We start from the raw sequence: 16,017 nt of genomic DNA on the forward strand, positions 1-16,017 counted from the left end.
AATACGGGTGGCGTCGACGGGTTTCCCTCGTAGGAGACGCTCCCGCTCAGTCCCAGTTTACGTCCACCGAACGGTCCGTCTCGCGGAGGATGAACGGGCCGATAGAGAGGGTCCGCTTGGTGATGGTGACGATGCGGAGGATGTACGCGAGCAGGAGCGTGAAGGGCAGCAGGGAAACCGTGGTCGTAATCGCCAGTATCCATAGCGAGTTGCCGACGCCGAACGTGAGGCTCGTGAAGTCACGTGGGTCGAAAAACACCTGTGCGGAGATGGCGACGGCCAGCGCTGGCACCGCGACGTACAGCAGCGTCCGAGAGAGGTTCGACAGTTCCCACTGGAAGTACAGCGTCTTGAAGTGTTCGCGGGCCGGCCCGAACAGTTCCAGCGTGTCGACGAGCGTCCCGAGTCGGTCCAGTGCTTCCTCGGAGAGTTCCTCGGCGTACTCCTCACGGATGCGCCGGCCGGCGTACAGTTTCCACGAGTAGTTGTAGTTCAATGCGGCCTTCACGACGTCGAACTCGCCGAAGTTCGCGCCTTCGAGTTGGTCGGTGACGGTGTCGGCGTTGCCGACGACGGAGTCGAGGTACGTCGACAGCAGATCCGTCAGGTTCTGGTCCAGGTCGTCGGTTTCGACGGCCTCCTCGACCGCTTGGGCGTGTTCTTTCGTCGCGCGGACGAGCGACCGGAGGAACGCCGACGGTTCGGCGGGGCTGACGGCCGCACCGACGGCGTCGGCCACGTCCGAGCGGAACTCCATCGCGCCCGCCATCCGGTCGCGCTGGTCACCCACGGCGCCGAGTTCCTGCGAGAGGACGAGTTGGCTCAGCGTCAGCACCAGCGTGACGCCGGTGATGGTACCGGTGATGAGCGCCTGATACAGCGTCTCGACGGGGTCACCACGCGTCAGTAGTTTCTGTCCGGGAGTCGGGTGGAGGACGCCGACGACGACGAGCGTCGCGAACAGGCCCGCCGAGAACAGGCCGGCGACGAGCCGCCGGTCGGCGTCGAGCAACACCCAGAGGAACCACGTACTCTCGTCAGCCCGCTCCCGCATGGTGTCGCTGGGCTGGTCCCGGTCGGCGTCGGTCATGCTGGAGTCGTCGCCCGCCAGAGATAAAAGGGACCGCCTTGCTGTGATGCAGTCACAGCCACGGCGGTCGGGGCCGGTTCGTTACCGACCGGCGAGGAACGTCACGGCGGTGCGCTGCTGTTCGACCTCGGTTTCGAGGTGGTCGCGGAACTCGTCGAGGTCGATCTCCGTCTCCTCGCGCTCCTTGCGGTCGCGCACCGAGATGTTGCCGGCGTCTTCCTCGTTGTCGCCGATGATGAGCATGTAGGGCACTCGGTCGTCGTGGGCCTGCTGAATCTTACGGCCGACGGTCCACGAACGGTCCTCGATTTCGACGCGGAACTCGCCCAGTTCGTCCTGTAACTCCTCACAGTACGGGATGTTGTCGTCCGAAACCGGGAGGATGCGGACCTGTTCCGGGGCGAGCCACGGCGGGAACTTCCCGTTGTAGTGTTCGGTCAGCACCATGAAGAACCGTTCGTAGGAGCCATACAGCGCGCGGTGGATCATCACCGGGCGGTGGTCCTCGTTGTCCTCACCCGTGTAGGTCAGGTCGAAGCGCTCGGGCATGTTGAAGTCCAGTTGGACCGTCGGACCGTCCCAGTTACGGCCCAAAGCGTCCTCGAAGGCGAAGTCTATCTTCGGGCCGTAGAAGGCGCCGTCGCCGGGTTCGACCGCGTAGTCGATGTCCTGTTCTTCGAGGACAGATTCGAGTTGGGATTCGGCACGTTCCCAGATCTCGTCGCCGCCGACGGACTTCTCGGGCCGGGTGGCGAACTGGACGGTGTAGTCGAGGTTGAACGTATCCAGCGTATCGAGGATGATGTCCACCGTCGCAAGCACCTCCTGTTCTATCTGGTCGGGGCGGACGAACAGGTGGCCGTCGTCGATGGTGAAGGCCCACGTCCGGGAGAGCCCCGAGAGTTCGCCGCGCTGTTCTTTCCGGTAGACCTTCCCGTCCTCGAAGTAGCGGACCGGGAGGTCCCGATAACTCCAGGACTTCTGATCGAAGATGGTCGCGTGGCCCGGACAGTTCATCGGCTTGAGGCCGTACTCCTCGTCGTTGACGTCCAGCAGGAACATGTCGTCGACGTAGTTCTCGTAGTGGCCGGACTTCTTCCACAGTTCGGTGCGGAAGACGTGGGGCGTCTCGATCTCGTCGTAGCCGGCGTCGCGGTTGAGTTCGGCGGCGTAGTCCGACAGTTCGTTGAGAATCTTCTTCCCGTTGGGTTCGTACAGCGGGAGGCCCGGCCCGGTGGTGTCGTCGATGGAGAACAGGTCCATCTCCTGTCCGATCTTGCGGTGGTCGCGCTCTTGGGCCTTCTGACGGCGTTCGAGGTACTCGTCGAGTTCGTCCTGCGTGGGGAAGGCGGTGCCGTAGACGCGGGTGAGCGTCTCGTTGTCTTCCTCGCCGCGCCAGAAGGCTGCCGAGATTTCGAGCAGGGCGAACCCGCCGATTTCGCCGGTGGACTCGACGTGGGGGCCCTGACAGAGGTCGTAGAACTCCCCTTGCGTATAGAAGGAGACGCGCTCCTCGCCGGCGGCCTCGGTTTCGAGGATGTCCTGCTTGAACGGGTTGTCCTCGTACCGTTCGAGGGCGTCCTCGCGGTCGACGAGTTCGCGTTCGATGTCGTAGTCCTCCTCGATGATGGCCTCCGCTTCGGCCTCGATGTCTTCGAGGTCGTCCTCGTCTAAGTCGACGTCGGTGACGTCGTAGTAGAACCCGTCGTCGGTCCACGGTCCGATAGTCAGTGTCGCCTCGGGGAACTCCCGCTGAAGCGCCTGCGCGAAGACGTGGGCGGCGGAGTGCCGAAGCACGTCCACGTACTCGTCGCTGCTCGGTGTGACGATGACCAGTTCGACGTCCTCCTCGATGGGGGTGTGCTTGTCGACCAACTCGCCGTCCACGACGCCCGCGACGGTGTCGTCACCGAGTCCCGGTCCGATTTCGTAGGCGACGTCTTCGACCGTACTGCCGGCATCCATCTCTAAGGTGGACCCGTCCGGCAGCGTGACCGTGACCGTACTCATACCCGTGGATACGATAGCGGCCGGGGATAAGTGTATTGAGACGCGGACGGCGACTCATTCAGTCGTCAGGAGTTCTTCCTCGTCGCCCTCGCGAGGGGGCCGTGACCGGTCGTCCCGGTCCGGCGACGCCTCGACGGCCGTTGCGTCGAGCGGGTCGAACTGCCGTTGGTCGCCGGATTCGAGCGCATCGAGGCGGCCGGGAACCGTGGTGACGTCGCCGTCGACGGCGTGAGGCGAGACACAGACGAGTGAGTCCCCGAGGAACTCTACGAGCAATACAGACGGGAATCGGATGGCACGGAACTGGTCGTCGACGAGCATGTCGTCGACCTCCCGAAGTTCGAACGCCGGTGACAGCGAGCACCCGTTGGCCGCCGCCCACTCCCGGAAGACGGTGACGCGGTCGAGGACGTACTCTCCGACGGTCGTTTGGGCCGATTCGGCCGTCGCTGGCACCTGTTGCCCCCAGACGTGCACCTGTCGGTCGGTGAATGTCTCTGTCTCGACCAGTTCCGTCACGTGTTCGAGGATACACTCCTGTGACTGGTGGTACCCCTCTGGTAGCAGCGAACGAACGTACAGTTCGACAGATCGGCCCGCCGGCAGGTCACTCCCTTGCATCGTGGTACCACACATGATTCCCTCTGATAAAATTCCACTAGTTGACAAGTCATGCCGGAACGGCCGTTCGATTGAACGATGGTAACTCGCCGGTCGTCGGACGGTGGAGTCAGGCCGTCCCGAGCGTAGTCGTGTGGTGTGCCAACAGGGAGTACTATGTATCGTCGGGACGCAGTATCGACGTGCCGATGTACGATAAGGTACTCGTCGCGACCGACGGCAGTTCGGGGACGACCGAGACGCTCGCACACGCCGTCTCGATTGCCCGCGACAACGACGCGGTGTTGCACGGCCTCTACGTCGTCGACAGACGCCTCTTCCTCGCGGCCGATAAGGACACGCAAGACGACGTCCGCGACTCGCTCCGCGAGGAGGGAGAGGTAGCGCTCGACGACATCGCGGTCGGCGGCGAGGAGGCAGCCCTCGAAACCGTGACGCGGATGGAGGAGGGCATCCCACACAAGGTTATCACGCAGTACGCTGCCGACGAGGACATCGACCTCGTCGTGATGGGGACCCACGGCCGGACCGGTCGTGACCGGGTGGCGAACCTCGGGAGCGTCACCGAACGCGTCGTCGAGAGTTCGCCGGTGCCCGTCCTCGTCGTCCACATCGAGTGAGGACAGTCTCAGTCCTGATAGTTTGGCACTACGCATTTACCACGTGCTGTCCAACTGAGGACAGAGACTACGATGTCGGTACCCACCGGTAGCGAGACGCTAGACAGTATCCTCGACGGTGGCCTTCCGAAGGGCCGCACAGTGTTGGTCACCGGCGGTCCGGGCACGGGCAAATCGACGCTCGCCATGCAATTCCTGCAGGCGGGGCTCGACCGCGGCGAGGAGTGCCTGTACATCAGCACCGAACAGACGTTCGAAGAGCTATCGGACGCGTTTGCGGACTTCGCGTTCGACCTCCACGACGACGACCTGACGGTCACGTCGATTCACGCGACGCCGGGTCAGACCGTCGAGGGCGGCGACGAACGCGAACTCACGCTGGAGACGCTGGAAGGCGGGAAGATGCTCGGTGGCGACTACTCGGCCCCCTTCGAGTCGAAGTACATCACGCGCTACCTCGAACAGTTCGGGCCCGTCGACCGGGTCGTCCTCGACTCCGTCTCGGGGCTCTCGGCCATCGGCGAGAACCAGGACGTGTTCCGGCGGACGTTGCTCGACTTCATCCGGTTGCTCAACGACGAGTTCGACGCGACGGCGCTATTCACCGCCGAGGAGTCCCAACCGGACCTCATGCAGGACGACGTCAAGACGGTGGCCGCGAGCGACGCCGTCCAGTTCAACACCCACGGCGTCCTCCGCCTCTGGCGGGAGAACGTCGGCGGCGACTACCACCGTTTTATCGAGGTGGTGAAGATGCGCGGCGTCGACCACGATACACGCGTCCACGAGGTGTCGTTCACCCACGAGGGGTTGCGCGTCGCACCGCGCCTCCGGACCCACCCCGGCGAGTTCGTCCCCGGCGACCACATGTCGACGGGTATCCCGGGGCTGGACCACCTCATGGGCGGCGGCATCGTCCAGGGCGGGACGCTCTTGCTGGAACACGACGGTCGGGCGAGTCCCCACTCCATCCTGACGAACCTGCTCGTAGAGGCCCGCGACGACGGGAGCGCTATCACCATCGTCCCCCCGGTGGAACTCCCGCCCAAGCGCCTGCGCAGCATCATCGACGAGCGCATCGGTGACATGGAGGAGTTGCTGGCGACCGACCAGTTGTTCCTCATCGACTTCGCCAACATCTGGGAGAACACCAAACGCAACGTGTTCAAACCGCAGGAACACGACACGGACAACCCCGCGTCGGTGTTCCGCACGGTCGACGACAGGCGGGGCGACCAGTCGATGTTCACAGTCCTCAACGTCGAGGCGCAACTGCCGGTGCTGGACGACGACGAACTCCGACAGATGCGCTTCTGGGAGGAGGAGAACCTCTATCGCGAGGGCGACACGACGATGTACCTGTTCAACCCCGCGACGCTGGACGACGAACTCGCCGCCTTCTACGAGAACGGGTCGTGGCAGACGCTGAAGACGTGGGTGACCGACAACGGCCTCCAGTACATCGAACTCCAGAAGTCGCCCAGCGGCTACATGGGGTCGACGCGACTCGTCGAGTACATCGAGGACAAACCGTACATGCGCGTCCAGCAACCGCCGGGTGCGGGGTCCACGGCGGCGACGCTCGACGGGGACGGGGGTGCCCAGTAGATGGATCAGACGGGTGCTCGTCCGGGGACGAACGTCCTCGTGTCTGCACCGTCTCTGAGTTCGAGCAAGCAGGAGACGTGTCTGGACCTGCTGGCACCGGCCCCGCCCGAGACCCTCGACGTGTTGCAGGTCACGTACTCCGCCGCGCCGCCCGAACTGATCGCCGACTGGCGCGAGCATCACGGCGACCTGCCGGCGCGGATGGGCATCGTCGTCGTCGGCGACCACGGGGGGCTCCGAGGGGACGACCACGACGTGCCCGACAACGTCTTCGTCACGACGGCGAACCCGAACGACCCGACCGGTCTGGGGATGCGGCTGAACAACTACCTCACCGACCACGACGACAGCATGCAACTGGTCGCCTGTTTCGACTCGCTGACCGAACTGCTCCAGTTCGTCGACTTGCAGTCGGCGTTCAAGTTCCTCCACATGCTCGCCGGACAGCTGCGCGAGGTGGACGCCGTCGGGCACTTCCACGTAGACCCCGCCGCACACGACGACCAGACGATCAGCCGCCTGAAACCGCTGTTCGACGATGCCGTCGACCACACCTGACCCGCCTGACCGGTATCTTTTCGGATGGGCAACACGCTGTATCGCATATGGACAGTCGCGAATACGAGTTCGAGGGGGCGGCGCCGGACATCCACGGCTACGCACACGTCAGTCGAGAAGCGACCGTGGTCGGAGACGTGACGATCGGCCCGAACGCCAACGTCTGGCCGGGCTGTGTCCTCCGTGGCGACGTCGCCCCGGTCGAAGTGGGACGCGAGACGGCCATCGGCGACGGCGCTATCCTCCACGCCTCGACGGTCGGTGAGAAGGTGATGGTCGGTCACGGGGCCGTCCTCAACGACGCGGAAGTCAGGGACGGCGCGCTGATCGGGTTCAACTCCACCGTCAGCGACGCCGTCATCGGCAAGGGCTCTATCGTCGCGATGGGCACCGTCGTCCCGCCGGGCTACGAGGTGCCGGCCGAGTCGTTCGTCCGCGGGAGTCCGGCGCAGGTGACGCCGCTCTCGGAGACGACTATCGACCCCGACGAAGTGTTCGAGGCGTTCTCCTCTGGGGATTACGCGAACCTCGCCGCGCGCCACGAGGACCTGTTCGAGTAGTAGCGAGGGGCGCGAACGAAGTGAGCGGCCCTCGAAGCGGAACGGCGACCGGAGGGAGCCGTGGAGCAGTAACGAGGGACAGACGAACGGCAGTGAAAGCGTCGCCCCCGAAGCGGAACGCCGACCGGAGGGTGCCGTGGAGCGCGAACGCGGCCGAGACCTTCGCCGACGACGGGGTAGTTATAAGGGAAGAACCGCCACAGTTCACGGTATGGACGACATCGTCGACCTGGTGCGCCGCTCGCTGGCTGACGAGACGTACGAGGAGTTCGCCGACCGGGTCGACGACCAGGCGGCACAGCTACGGACCGCCATCGAGGCAGGGGAGTTCGACAACGAGTCGTTCTCCGTCGGCCTCGAAATCGAGTTGTACGCTATCAACAGTGTCCCGGAGCCACCCGAACCCGACGAGGACGAGGAGACACTGGACGAGAGCGACCTAGACGCCGACCTCTCGGGCGGCGGCGGAAACGCGTGGGACGGGTCGCTCGACGCCCCGGCGGAACCCGCCGACGGGGGCGGGGCCTCGCTCGACCCGACGGACGACGATCCGCTGGCACCCGACGATTCGTCGGACACAGACGACGATACCGACGACGGCGACGACCGGTTCGGCCCCGGCGAGGGGCCGTCGCTCGATATCGATCCCGACAGCCCGCTCGCCGACGACGGCCCGGAGACGCCCGAAGACGAGGGGGAACCGGCGGTCGAGGCGGTGGCCGACGAGGACGGCCCCTACATGGACCCCGACGAGTGGGAGGGGCGACTCACGCGCCTGCCCGACGTCGTCTTCGAGGGCGAGGCGAACAAGGAACTCGGCCTGCACAACGCCGAGGTCAACACCGAACCGAACAGTTTCGATCAGACGGGCATGGAGGTCCAGACCACCGCCGTCGAGATGCAGACCAAGCAGGCCCGCGCGCAGGCGAGCAACCAGCACTGCGAACTCGTACTGGACGCGATGTGGACGATTCCCCCCGAGGAGGGCAGCGAGTCCTACCTCTCGGCTCACGAGGACCGCGACGGCGTGGTACTCGCCGAGAACATGCGACAGGCCCCGCGATACGTCGCGCTGGACAACGAGGCGCTCCGGCACGCTGGCGGCGAGATTCCGTTCGACGTGCCCGGCTACGACGGCGCGTTCCCGACGATCCTCTTCGAGTCGCTGGCCACCTCCATCCAGCCACACCTCCAGATTCCCGACAGCGACGCGTTCCCGGCCTACTACAACGCCGCCATCCGGACGCTCGGGCCGTTGCTCGCCATCTCGGTGAACTCGCCGTTCCTCCCGGCGGACATGTACGACGGCGTCGACGGCGAGTGGCTCTGTGAGCAAACCCACCACGAACTCCGCATCGCCGCCTTCGAGCAGTCGGTCAACACCAGCGAGAACCCGAAGGTCCGGGTGCCCGAGGACATCGACACAGTGACCGACGTGGTCGACCGGGTGGTCGCAGACGACTTGTTCGCCCCGTTCCTGCGGGAGTGGCTGGAAGACGACGACCGGAACGGCTTCGAGGACGAGTTCTGGGAGTTCGACCACAAGCGAGGGACCTACTGGCGGTGGCTCCGCTGTGTTATCGGCGGCACGGCCGTCGACGGGGCCGCCAGCGAGCGCTCGCTCCGCATCGAGTACCGGCCGTTGCCGACGCAACCCCACGTCACGGACATGATCGGCTTACAGGCGCTGACGGTCGGTCTCATCCGCGGCCTCGTCGCCGCCGACCACCCGCTGGCCGAACTGCCGTGGCAGGAGGCCCGTCGGAGTTTCTATGCCGCCGCCGAGGACGGACTGGACGCCGACCTCGCGTGGGTCACCAGCCACGGCGAGCGCACCACCGACCGCGACGTCATCTTCGACGAGGTGTTCCACTACGCACGCCTCGGCCTCGCCGAACAGGACGTCCCGGCGGCCCGCATCGACGAGTACCTCGACCCAGTCGAACGCCGCTACGAGGCCGGCGAGACGCCGAGTTCGTGGAAGATAGACCGCGTTCGGTCGTACCTGAACGACGGGTACGACCTCACCGCCGCTATCGCGGCGATGCAACGGGACTACTTCGAGTGCAGTCGCGAGCACCACGAGTTCGCCGAGTGGGTGTAACCGCCTCAGGGCGTCGCCCGGACTGTGGGCAGTGGTTCCCGGGTTACTACCATTTATTCGGCTCAAGCGATAACGAACAGCCGATGGTATCCACAGGCGATTCCGCGCCGAACATCTCGGCGACAGTCGCGAACGGAGAGGTAGAGACGTTCGAACTCGACGAGCAGGTCGGCGACGGTCCCGTCGTGCTCGCGTTCTTCCCCGGGGCGTTCACGCCGCCGTGTTCGAACGAGATGGTCGCACTGCAGGAACACCTCGAAGACTTCGAGGGTGCCGGTGCGACGGTCCTCGGTCTGAGCGCGGACTCGGCGTTCTCGCTCAACGCCTTCCGCGACGAACACGACCTGTCGTTCGACCTCGTCAGCGACATGAGTCGCGAGGCGATTCAGGACTACGACCTCGAGATCGACATCGGTGACCTCGGCCTGCACGGCGTCGCCAACCGCGCCGTGTTCGTCGTCGACGACGACGGCGACGTCTCTTACAGTTGGGTCGCCGACGACCCGACCAACGAACCCGACTACGAGGAACTGCTCGACGCCGCCGAGAGCGCCTGAATCGGCCACGAAGCAGATACCGTTCCGTCACGCCGCGTCCAGCCACGCTTCGAACTCGTAGAAGCAGTCCGAGCAGAACGCTCCTTCCAGCGTGGCGACGTCCTCGGAGACGTGTTCGACCATGTAGCGCTGGTGGCGCGCTTGTGATGGATCCAGTTCGGTCCCGCAGTTGTCACAGTACTCGGGCATGTGGACGGCTTGACGCTCCCGCGGGGTAACACTCCGGCTTTCGTATGCAGGGTCGGTGTCAGTCCCCGCCGTCGAATCCGGGGTTCGGCCGGACGCCGGTCCCCGATTCGACGGCCTGCAGTTCGAAGACGTCGTCGTCGATAGGGACGCCGTCGTAGGGGTCGTCGTCGAGGAGGAGTGCGCCGTCGAGGTCGGCGTAATCGACCAGCGGTGCGAGGTGCGCCGCGGCGGCGATAGCGGCGTTCGACTCCACCATGCACCCGAGCATCGTCGCGAGGCGATGGGCGTCGGCGGCGTGGACGAGGCGCATCGCGGCCCGCAGGCCACCGCACTTGACGAGTTTCACGTTGACGACGTCGCAGGCGTCGGCGACCCGCGGGACGTCCGTCGGGACCACGCAGGACTCGTCGGCACACACCGGCATCGCCGTCGACCGCGTGACCCGCCGGAGGCCTTCGATGTCGTCGGCGGCGACCGGTTGTTCGAGCATCGTCACGTCCGCGTCTTCGAGCCACCCGGCTGCCGTGACCGCTTGCTCGGGGTCCCACGCCGCGTTCGCGTCGACCCGGATGTCGGCGTCGGGGACCGCCTCTCGGACCGCCTCGAACCGGTCCCGGTCGGCGTCGGTGCCGAGTTTCACCTTCAGCGTCGAGAACCCGGCTTCGACGGCGGCGACGGCCTTCTCGGCCATCCGCTCGGGCGGGTCGATACCGACGGTGTAGGAGGTCGGTGGTACCCGCTCGGGGTCGAGTCCCCACTGGCGGTACAGGGGGACGTCGAGGGTACGGGCCGCGAGGTCGGCCAGCGCGATGGAGACGGCCGTGCGGGCTGCCGGCTGGTGGGGGGCCTGCTCGTGCAAGCGGCGCTCGATGCGCTGGCCCGCGTGCGGGTCGCCCACGGTTTCGACCGTCGTCAGCAGGTCCGGGAGCGTCTCGGCGACGCTACTGGGCGTCTCGCCGTAGTACTCCGTCGGCGTCGCCGCGCCGACGCCGGTGGTGCCATCGTGGGTGAGTTCGACGACGACGGTGCTGGTCGTCTCGCTGGTCCGCCGGGCGATACCGAACGGCGTCGAGAGCGGGAGGTCGTACCGTTCGACGTGCCACTTCATAGGATTGCGTCGAGCACCTCGTCGGGGACGCCGTCACGAACCGGGTCCGTCGCCGGGACGCCCAACGCCTCGCGATACGTGGCAACCGCGTCCACCGCGTCCGCCGCGTCGAGGGCGCTGGTGTTCAGCATCCCGGCGTCGACGGTCGCATCCGAGATCGGGGCCGCGAGTCGCTCGTAGATTTCGACGTACTCGTCCAGCGGCGGGATGGTGAACGACTCGTAGCCGTGAATCGCTTCCTGTCCGGCGTTGTGACACAGCACCAGCGCGTCCGGGGCCGAGCCGTGGAGGATGCTCGTCGTGACCCCGGAGTACGCCGGGTGGGCGAGCGCGCCCTGTCCTTCGACGATGAGCACGTCTTTGTCTTCGGGCGTCTCGACGAGACGTTCGACGGCGCCGGCGGCGTAGTCGGCGATGACTCGGTCGACGACGATACCCCACCCGGTGATGGCGACGCCGGTCTGGCCCGTCGGCACCACGGCGGCGTCCAGCCCCCGTTCGCGGGCCGCGTCGCGTATCTCGAAGGAGGCGGTCATCTTCCCCGTCGAGCAGTCGGTGCCGACGGTGGTGACGACGGTGGCGTCGACCTCGCCGGCGGTGCCCTCGGCGACGGTGAGGTCGTCGGGTGGTTTCCGGAGGTCGTGGAGTTCGCCGCCGTGTTCCTCGGCGAGGCGGACGAACTCGTCGTCGTCTTCGAGGAAGTCGTGCAGTCCCGCGAGGACGTCACAGCCGCGTTCCAGCGCCGTCCGCACGTCGTCTCGCCAGGACTCGTCGAACGCACCGCCGATGGGAGCGATACCGATGAGTAGTGCATCGACCTCCGGCACGTCGTCCATCGACGCGACGATGGGGGCGTCCTGCACCCCGGGAAGAACGTCGGTGACGTGCTTGCCGGCGTGTTCTCTGTCGACCAGCGCGCGGACTTCGTGGTCACCGTAGCGGAGCAACCCGACGGCCGTCTTGGCGCGGTCGGGGAACGATTCGTGGGCGAGGACGGCGACCTGCATACGAGAACTGTCGCGGTCCCCGGGCCTAAAGGTATGGTCGGACGGTCGCGTCTACGGACTGCCGGTGGCCGACAGTCCGTCGCAGTTGTGTGGTCTGAGCGTCGTCGACGCGGCGACGCGACCGGGGGCACGCAGTATCAGCCGTGCTAACGCGTAAACTATGACTAATTATCGTCGTGGAGAAAGAATATCTTCGCGGCCAACCAACCCCGCACAGAGACGTCCGGCCACCGCATGTATTCGATACTCCCCCCGTCGAGTGAACCGCTCGCAGACATCGCCGTCACGCTTGGATTGCTCGGGCTGACGTTCGGGATGTTGCTCGGCGTCCCGCTTTTCGCCACCGTTCGGACGCGAGTGCCCGGCTACGACGAGACGGCACCGCGTGACACGAGCGAGTCGCGACGGCGCCGATAACGCTCTCGATAACCGTTCAGCGACACGTTTCGCCGTGGACAGGCGCCCGTGTCACTGGTCCAGCATCGAGAGGATTCGCAGGACCCACTGGAGGACGTGGACGAACACGCCCATGACGGCGACGTAGATACCGATGGCGTTGCGCAAGTCGCTGGCGTAGCGGTTCTCGCGCACGGCCCATATCTCGTAGGTCAGGTCGACGATAAACCCGAGGAAAAAGAGGAGGCCGGCGACGACTACCAGCAGCGGACTCAGGAACACGCCGGCGGCGCCGACGACCAGTCCGCCGATGAAACACCCGAAGGCATAGCGTTGCCACCCCGAGAAGTCGTAGTTACTCTTGAAGACGACGGTGGCGATGACGGCGGTGATAGCGCCGGTGATGACGGTGGTGATACCCAGCGCCGGTATCCGGATCCCCCCGCCGCCGTAGATGTACAGTATCGCCGCGCCGAACAGGCCGTAGCCGCCCTGAATCAGGAGGACGCCGGCGCCGGCCAGCCCCATATTCCCGCGCTCGACGCCCTTCGTCGCTATCCAGAAGCCGCCCCCGACGGAGACGGCGAAGACGGCGATGCCGACGAAGAAACTGGAGAACAGCGCCGCGCCGAGCGGTGCTATCGGCGTGTAAGACAGCCCCAACATCACGAGGATGTTGACCGCGACCAGCGCGGTACCCATCCCGATTATCTTGCTAATGTTTCGGTCGACCGTCGCCCCGACGGTGCGGGTTCCGCGGTCGAAGGTGCTACTCATGTTTGAGAGCCACTCGACTGTCACACATGGGCCTTTTCCCTCCCAGACGGCCGAAAACTACAAGCGTCGTCAGTCTCGCCCGTGCCGGGTGACACACGTCGAGAGGCCGATGAGTTCGACGGGTTCGGAGTTGTCCGGGGAGTAGACGACCCGTTGGCCCTTCTCCATGTAGGGGACCTTCGATTCGAGGTTGCTGGGGATGTTCACGGCCTTGATGGCGTCCTCGTCGCCCAAGTTCAGCACCATCGTCGTGTTGATCTGCTTGAACACCGGGTCGGCGATATCTTGGGGGTCCTGCGTGATGAGGTAGAGGCCCAGCCGCTCTTTCCGGCCCTGTTTGGCCGCCTCGGTGAACTTCCCGATGACCTTCCGGGCCTGTACGCTGTCGGCGTCGGTGAGGAAGTTGTGTGCCTCGTCCATGCCGAGGACCAGCGGCGTCTCCTTGATACGGTCGTAGGTGGGGTCGTTCGAGAGTTTCTGATCGATGAGGAGGCTGGAGACGGCGAGGACGATAGTGGAGGCCGTCCGCGAGTCCGTGATGTGGTAGGTGGGGATGACCGTGAGGCCGCCGTCCCGGACGAGTTGGGATATCTGGTCGGTGATGGGCCTGGCGTCCTGATCGAAGACGGCGCCGAAGCCGCGCACCCGCCGCTTGACGGCGTCGAAGGTGGCCTCGTGGACGTCGCCGGCCTCGTGGAGTTCCTCCTTCAGCGCCGGGTCGTCTAAGAAGGTGAGGAACTGGTCGTAGGTGCCGCTTTCCCCGTACTCGCGCTTGAACCGCTTGAGGAACGTGTTGACCAGCGCCCCGTACTGGTTGTCGTTGAGGCTGGACCCGGCGATGAGCCACGGGTTCTCGTAGACGAGCGAGAACGGAACCGTGAACTCCACCTGTTCGGCGCGGTGGTGGCTGGCGTTGTACTCGGTGCCCGCGACTTTCGGGACGAACGCGATGGTGTCGTCGTAGCCGCCGTAGGCCACCCCCTCTCGCTCGCACCGCCGGGCGAACTCGTCTGTCAGTTTCGGGTTGTCGTCGTGCATCTGGGCGTACTCGTCCTGTGGGTCGAACTGGACGACGGCCAGTTCCGGCGAGCGCCCGTCGGTCATCTCGTAGGTGCGGCCCAGATACTGTCGGAGGACGTTCTTCGAACTGTGGGTCTTCCCGGACCCGGTGCCACCGGCGACGAGCGTGTGCCGGAAGACGAGGGGGTCGCCGTCCTCGTAGTCGTCTTTCAGGCGGTAGTCGATGGTCGGCGGTTCGGCGCTGGTCCTGACCTTCTCGCCGCCGACAGAGAGGTGGCCCAGAAAGACGCCGTCCTCGGGAATCTTCAGGCCGGTCTTTATCTCGGACTTGTCGGTGGCCTCCCGAACGACGGTCTCGGGTTTGGGCACCCGGTCGGTCATCCGCCGTTTGAGTTCGTCGCCGTCCTGATACAGCACCGCCACGGGGTCCAGTTCCGCCATGAACTTGAAGTCCTGTTCGTCGATGCCCTGCTGGCGCATCGCGCGGCGGGCGTGAATCTCCGTGGCGTCGTCGGCGCGGAACTCCTGTGCGTACTCCAGCGCCGAGATGCGACAGAAGAGGCGCTCGCCGTCCGGATAGGGGACGAGGAGGTACTTCCCGATGCGGACCGCAGAGCGGTTGGCGGCGGTGACGTACGCGCGGAGATGACACTCCTCGGCGTCCTCGCTGATGCGCAGGCCGTCGGCGGCCGAGAGCACGCCGAGGCCGCTGTCGGCACCGACCGGGTCGACGTCGATGTCTTCGAACCCGTCGTCGCTCTCCGCGACCGTCTCGTCGGCCGTGCCGGTAGACGAGGTAGCCGACGCCTCGTCGTCGGCCGCGTCCTCGCCGTCGAAATCGGTGAAATCCCCGAGGTCGGACATATCGGGACCCACGGTAGCCGGGGATTAACACCTTTCCCCAGCGTGGCGGAAGTGAAACCTTACGCTCGTGGGTATTGGAGAGGTGGTATGGAACCGGTACGGGTGATGTCGTTCAACGTCCGCTACGACGCCCCCGAAGATGGACTGGACAACTGGTCCCATCGGCGCCGCCTCGTCGCCGGGACGATTCGGTACCACGCCCCGGACGTCGTCGGGGTACAGGAGGCACAGAGACACCAGATATTGGAACTGGAGACGCTCCTCCCGACGTACGACTGGGTCGGCGACCCGCGCGATACGGTCGAAGCGGGCGGCGAGCACACGGCGATTGGCTACCGGACGGCGCGTTTTGACTGTGAGGGGACGGACACGTTCTGGCTCTCGGAGACACCGGAGACACCGGGCAGCGTCGGGTGGGACGCCCGACACCCCCGGGTGGCGACGTGGGGGCGACTCCGGGACCGGGCGACCGGGGACGCGCTGTTGGCGGTGAACACCCACCTCGACCACATCGGGGCCGAGGCGCGCGAGAAGGGCATCGACCTCGTGTTGTCGCGGCTAAACCGCGTCGTCGAGGGCGAAGCGGTCGTCCTGAGCGGCGACTTCAACTGCGTCGTCGGTGCCCCCGCCCACCAGCGCACGGACGGCCACACGCTCCCCGACGGGCGCACGCTGGAGGACGCCCGCGACCGCACACCCGTCCGGCACGGCCCGACGACGACGCGGACGGACTTTCACGACCTCGTTCCGGAGATGGGCATCGACCACGTGTTCGTCAGCGAGGGGGTGGCGGTGGATAGCTGGGCGGCCGTCACCGACCGGGACGACGACCACTACGCCTCGGACCACCTCCCCGTGGCCGTCGACTGCCGGTTCTGACCCGCCCACGCCGCCCGGATCGCCGGACCTGTCAGCGGCGACGACGGTC

At 65.9% G+C, this 16,017-nt stretch carries 16 protein-coding genes; 8 read left to right on the plus strand and 8 right to left on the minus strand.

Annotation, left to right across the window (positions count from 1 at the left end):
• Nucleotides 1–46: 46 nt before the first annotated feature.
• The 3 genes from IEY28_RS09145 to IEY28_RS09155 all read right to left on the minus strand — a co-directional run bounded on the left by IEY28_RS09145 (nucleotide 47) and on the right by IEY28_RS09155 (nucleotide 3,721).
• Nucleotides 47–1,090, minus strand: coding sequence for a DUF7972 family membrane protein (locus IEY28_RS09145; RefSeq protein WP_188996583.1), 1,044 nt, complete (start codon nucleotides 1,088–1,090; stop codon nucleotides 47–49).
• A gap of 81 nt (nucleotides 1,091–1,171) precedes the next feature.
• Nucleotides 1,172–3,100, minus strand: a complete 1,929-nt coding sequence (thrS, locus tag IEY28_RS09150) for a threonine--tRNA ligase (RefSeq protein ID WP_188996584.1) — start codon at nucleotides 3,098–3,100, stop codon at nucleotides 1,172–1,174.
• A gap of 54 nt (nucleotides 3,101–3,154) precedes the next feature.
• Nucleotides 3,155–3,721 carry an HTH domain-containing protein gene (locus IEY28_RS09155; RefSeq protein WP_188996586.1) on the minus strand — a complete coding sequence of 189 codons (567 nt, stop codon included), beginning with the start codon at nucleotides 3,719–3,721 and terminating at the stop codon, nucleotides 3,155–3,157.
• Nucleotides 3,722–3,909: 188 nt separating this feature from the next.
• Between IEY28_RS09155 and IEY28_RS09160 the strand changes: the two genes are divergently transcribed.
• The 6 genes from IEY28_RS09160 to IEY28_RS09185 all read left to right on the plus strand — a co-directional run bounded on the left by IEY28_RS09160 (nucleotide 3,910) and on the right by IEY28_RS09185 (nucleotide 9,728).
• Complete coding sequence (locus tag IEY28_RS09160; protein WP_188996588.1) at nucleotides 3,910–4,341, plus strand: universal stress protein; 432 nt, start codon at nucleotides 3,910–3,912, stop codon at nucleotides 4,339–4,341.
• Between the two features lie 72 nt (nucleotides 4,342–4,413).
• Entirely contained in the window at nucleotides 4,414–5,949 is a 1,536-nt protein-coding gene (locus IEY28_RS09165) for a DUF7125 family protein (protein ID WP_188996590.1), read from the plus strand.
• Nucleotides 5,950–6,507, plus strand: coding sequence for a DUF7504 family protein (locus IEY28_RS09170; RefSeq protein WP_188996592.1), 558 nt, complete (start codon nucleotides 5,950–5,952; stop codon nucleotides 6,505–6,507).
• A gap of 47 nt (nucleotides 6,508–6,554) precedes the next feature.
• Complete coding sequence (locus IEY28_RS09175) at nucleotides 6,555–7,067, plus strand: gamma carbonic anhydrase family protein (protein ID WP_188996594.1); 513 nt, start codon at nucleotides 6,555–6,557, stop codon at nucleotides 7,065–7,067.
• 211 nt (nucleotides 7,068–7,278) lie between these two features.
• Entirely contained in the window at nucleotides 7,279–9,171 is a 1,893-nt protein-coding gene (locus tag IEY28_RS09180; RefSeq protein WP_188996596.1) for a glutamate-cysteine ligase family protein, read from the plus strand.
• Between the two features lie 83 nt (nucleotides 9,172–9,254).
• Nucleotides 9,255–9,728, plus strand: a complete 474-nt coding sequence (locus IEY28_RS09185; protein ID WP_166972214.1) for a redoxin domain-containing protein — start codon at nucleotides 9,255–9,257, stop codon at nucleotides 9,726–9,728.
• Between the two features lie 27 nt (nucleotides 9,729–9,755).
• On the opposite strand, the gene IEY28_RS09190 is transcribed toward IEY28_RS09185, so the two are convergent.
• From IEY28_RS09190 to IEY28_RS09200, 3 genes are read right to left on the minus strand one after another with little or no spacing between them, the layout of a single operon-like run.
• Nucleotides 9,756–9,917, minus strand: coding sequence for a hypothetical protein (locus tag IEY28_RS09190; protein ID WP_188996598.1), 162 nt, complete (start codon nucleotides 9,915–9,917; stop codon nucleotides 9,756–9,758).
• Between the two features lie 58 nt (nucleotides 9,918–9,975).
• On the minus strand, nucleotides 9,976–11,025 hold the full coding sequence (locus IEY28_RS09195; protein ID WP_188996600.1) for a dipeptide epimerase: 1,050 nt from the start codon (nucleotides 11,023–11,025) through the stop codon (nucleotides 9,976–9,978).
• On the minus strand, nucleotides 11,022–12,032 hold the full coding sequence (locus IEY28_RS09200; RefSeq protein WP_188996602.1) for an N-acetyltransferase DgcN family protein: 1,011 nt from the start codon (nucleotides 12,030–12,032) through the stop codon (nucleotides 11,022–11,024). The genes IEY28_RS09195 and IEY28_RS09200 overlap by 4 nt, the downstream gene beginning before the upstream one ends.
• 234 nt (nucleotides 12,033–12,266) lie before the next feature.
• Here IEY28_RS09200 and IEY28_RS09205 point away from each other — a divergent pair, with 234 nt between their 5' ends.
• On the plus strand, nucleotides 12,267–12,449 hold the full coding sequence (locus IEY28_RS09205) for a hypothetical protein (protein WP_188996604.1): 183 nt from the start codon (nucleotides 12,267–12,269) through the stop codon (nucleotides 12,447–12,449).
• Nucleotides 12,450–12,500: 51 nt separating this feature from the next.
• Here IEY28_RS09205 and IEY28_RS09210 read toward each other — a convergent pair whose 3' ends face one another.
• Together IEY28_RS09210 and IEY28_RS09215 are read right to left on the minus strand one after the other, a co-directional pair.
• Entirely contained in the window at nucleotides 12,501–13,205 is a 705-nt protein-coding gene (locus tag IEY28_RS09210) for a Bax inhibitor-1 family protein (protein ID WP_188996606.1), read from the minus strand.
• A 69-nt stretch (nucleotides 13,206–13,274) separates the two neighbouring features.
• Nucleotides 13,275–15,089 carry an ATP-binding protein gene (locus tag IEY28_RS09215; protein ID WP_188996608.1) on the minus strand — a complete coding sequence of 605 codons (1,815 nt, stop codon included), beginning with the start codon at nucleotides 15,087–15,089 and terminating at the stop codon, nucleotides 13,275–13,277.
• 87 nt (nucleotides 15,090–15,176) lie between these two features.
• On the opposite strand from IEY28_RS09215, the gene IEY28_RS09220 reads away from it, so the two are divergent.
• Nucleotides 15,177–15,968 carry an endonuclease/exonuclease/phosphatase family protein gene (locus IEY28_RS09220; RefSeq protein ID WP_188996610.1) on the plus strand — a complete coding sequence of 264 codons (792 nt, stop codon included), beginning with the start codon at nucleotides 15,177–15,179 and terminating at the stop codon, nucleotides 15,966–15,968.
• Nucleotides 15,969–16,017 lie beyond the last annotated feature (49 nt).

This window comes from Haloarcula pellucida, from assembly GCF_014647235.1.
Lineage (GTDB): Archaea > Halobacteriota > Halobacteria > Halobacteriales > Haloarculaceae > Haloarcula > Haloarcula pellucida.

Bases quoted from the DNA above. Each gene is read 5' to 3' on its own strand.
- IEY28_RS09145 (WP_188996583.1), bottom strand. From the start codon at position 1,090: ATGACCGACGCCGACCGGGACCAGCCCAGCGACACCATGCGGGAGCGG.
- thrS (WP_188996584.1), bottom strand. From the start codon at position 3,100: ATGAGTACGGTCACGGTCACGCTGCCGGACGGGTCCACCTTAGAGATG.
- IEY28_RS09155 (WP_188996586.1), bottom strand. From the start codon at position 3,721: ATGCAAGGGAGTGACCTGCCGGCGGGCCGATCTGTCGAACTGTACGTT.
- IEY28_RS09160 (WP_188996588.1), top strand. From the start codon at position 3,910: ATGTACGATAAGGTACTCGTCGCGACCGACGGCAGTTCGGGGACGACC.
- IEY28_RS09165 (WP_188996590.1), top strand. From the start codon at position 4,414: ATGTCGGTACCCACCGGTAGCGAGACGCTAGACAGTATCCTCGACGGT.
- IEY28_RS09170 (WP_188996592.1), top strand. From the start codon at position 5,950: ATGGATCAGACGGGTGCTCGTCCGGGGACGAACGTCCTCGTGTCTGCA.
- IEY28_RS09175 (WP_188996594.1), top strand. From the start codon at position 6,555: ATGGACAGTCGCGAATACGAGTTCGAGGGGGCGGCGCCGGACATCCAC.
- IEY28_RS09180 (WP_188996596.1), top strand. From the start codon at position 7,279: ATGGACGACATCGTCGACCTGGTGCGCCGCTCGCTGGCTGACGAGACG.
- IEY28_RS09185 (WP_166972214.1), top strand. From the start codon at position 9,255: ATGGTATCCACAGGCGATTCCGCGCCGAACATCTCGGCGACAGTCGCG.
- IEY28_RS09190 (WP_188996598.1), bottom strand. From the start codon at position 9,917: ATGCCCGAGTACTGTGACAACTGCGGGACCGAACTGGATCCATCACAA.
- IEY28_RS09195 (WP_188996600.1), bottom strand. From the start codon at position 11,025: ATGAAGTGGCACGTCGAACGGTACGACCTCCCGCTCTCGACGCCGTTC.
- IEY28_RS09200 (WP_188996602.1), bottom strand. From the start codon at position 12,032: ATGCAGGTCGCCGTCCTCGCCCACGAATCGTTCCCCGACCGCGCCAAG.
- IEY28_RS09205 (WP_188996604.1), top strand. From the start codon at position 12,267: ATGTATTCGATACTCCCCCCGTCGAGTGAACCGCTCGCAGACATCGCC.
- IEY28_RS09210 (WP_188996606.1), bottom strand. From the start codon at position 13,205: ATGAGTAGCACCTTCGACCGCGGAACCCGCACCGTCGGGGCGACGGTC.
- IEY28_RS09215 (WP_188996608.1), bottom strand. From the start codon at position 15,089: ATGTCCGACCTCGGGGATTTCACCGATTTCGACGGCGAGGACGCGGCC.
- IEY28_RS09220 (WP_188996610.1), top strand. From the start codon at position 15,177: ATGGAACCGGTACGGGTGATGTCGTTCAACGTCCGCTACGACGCCCCC.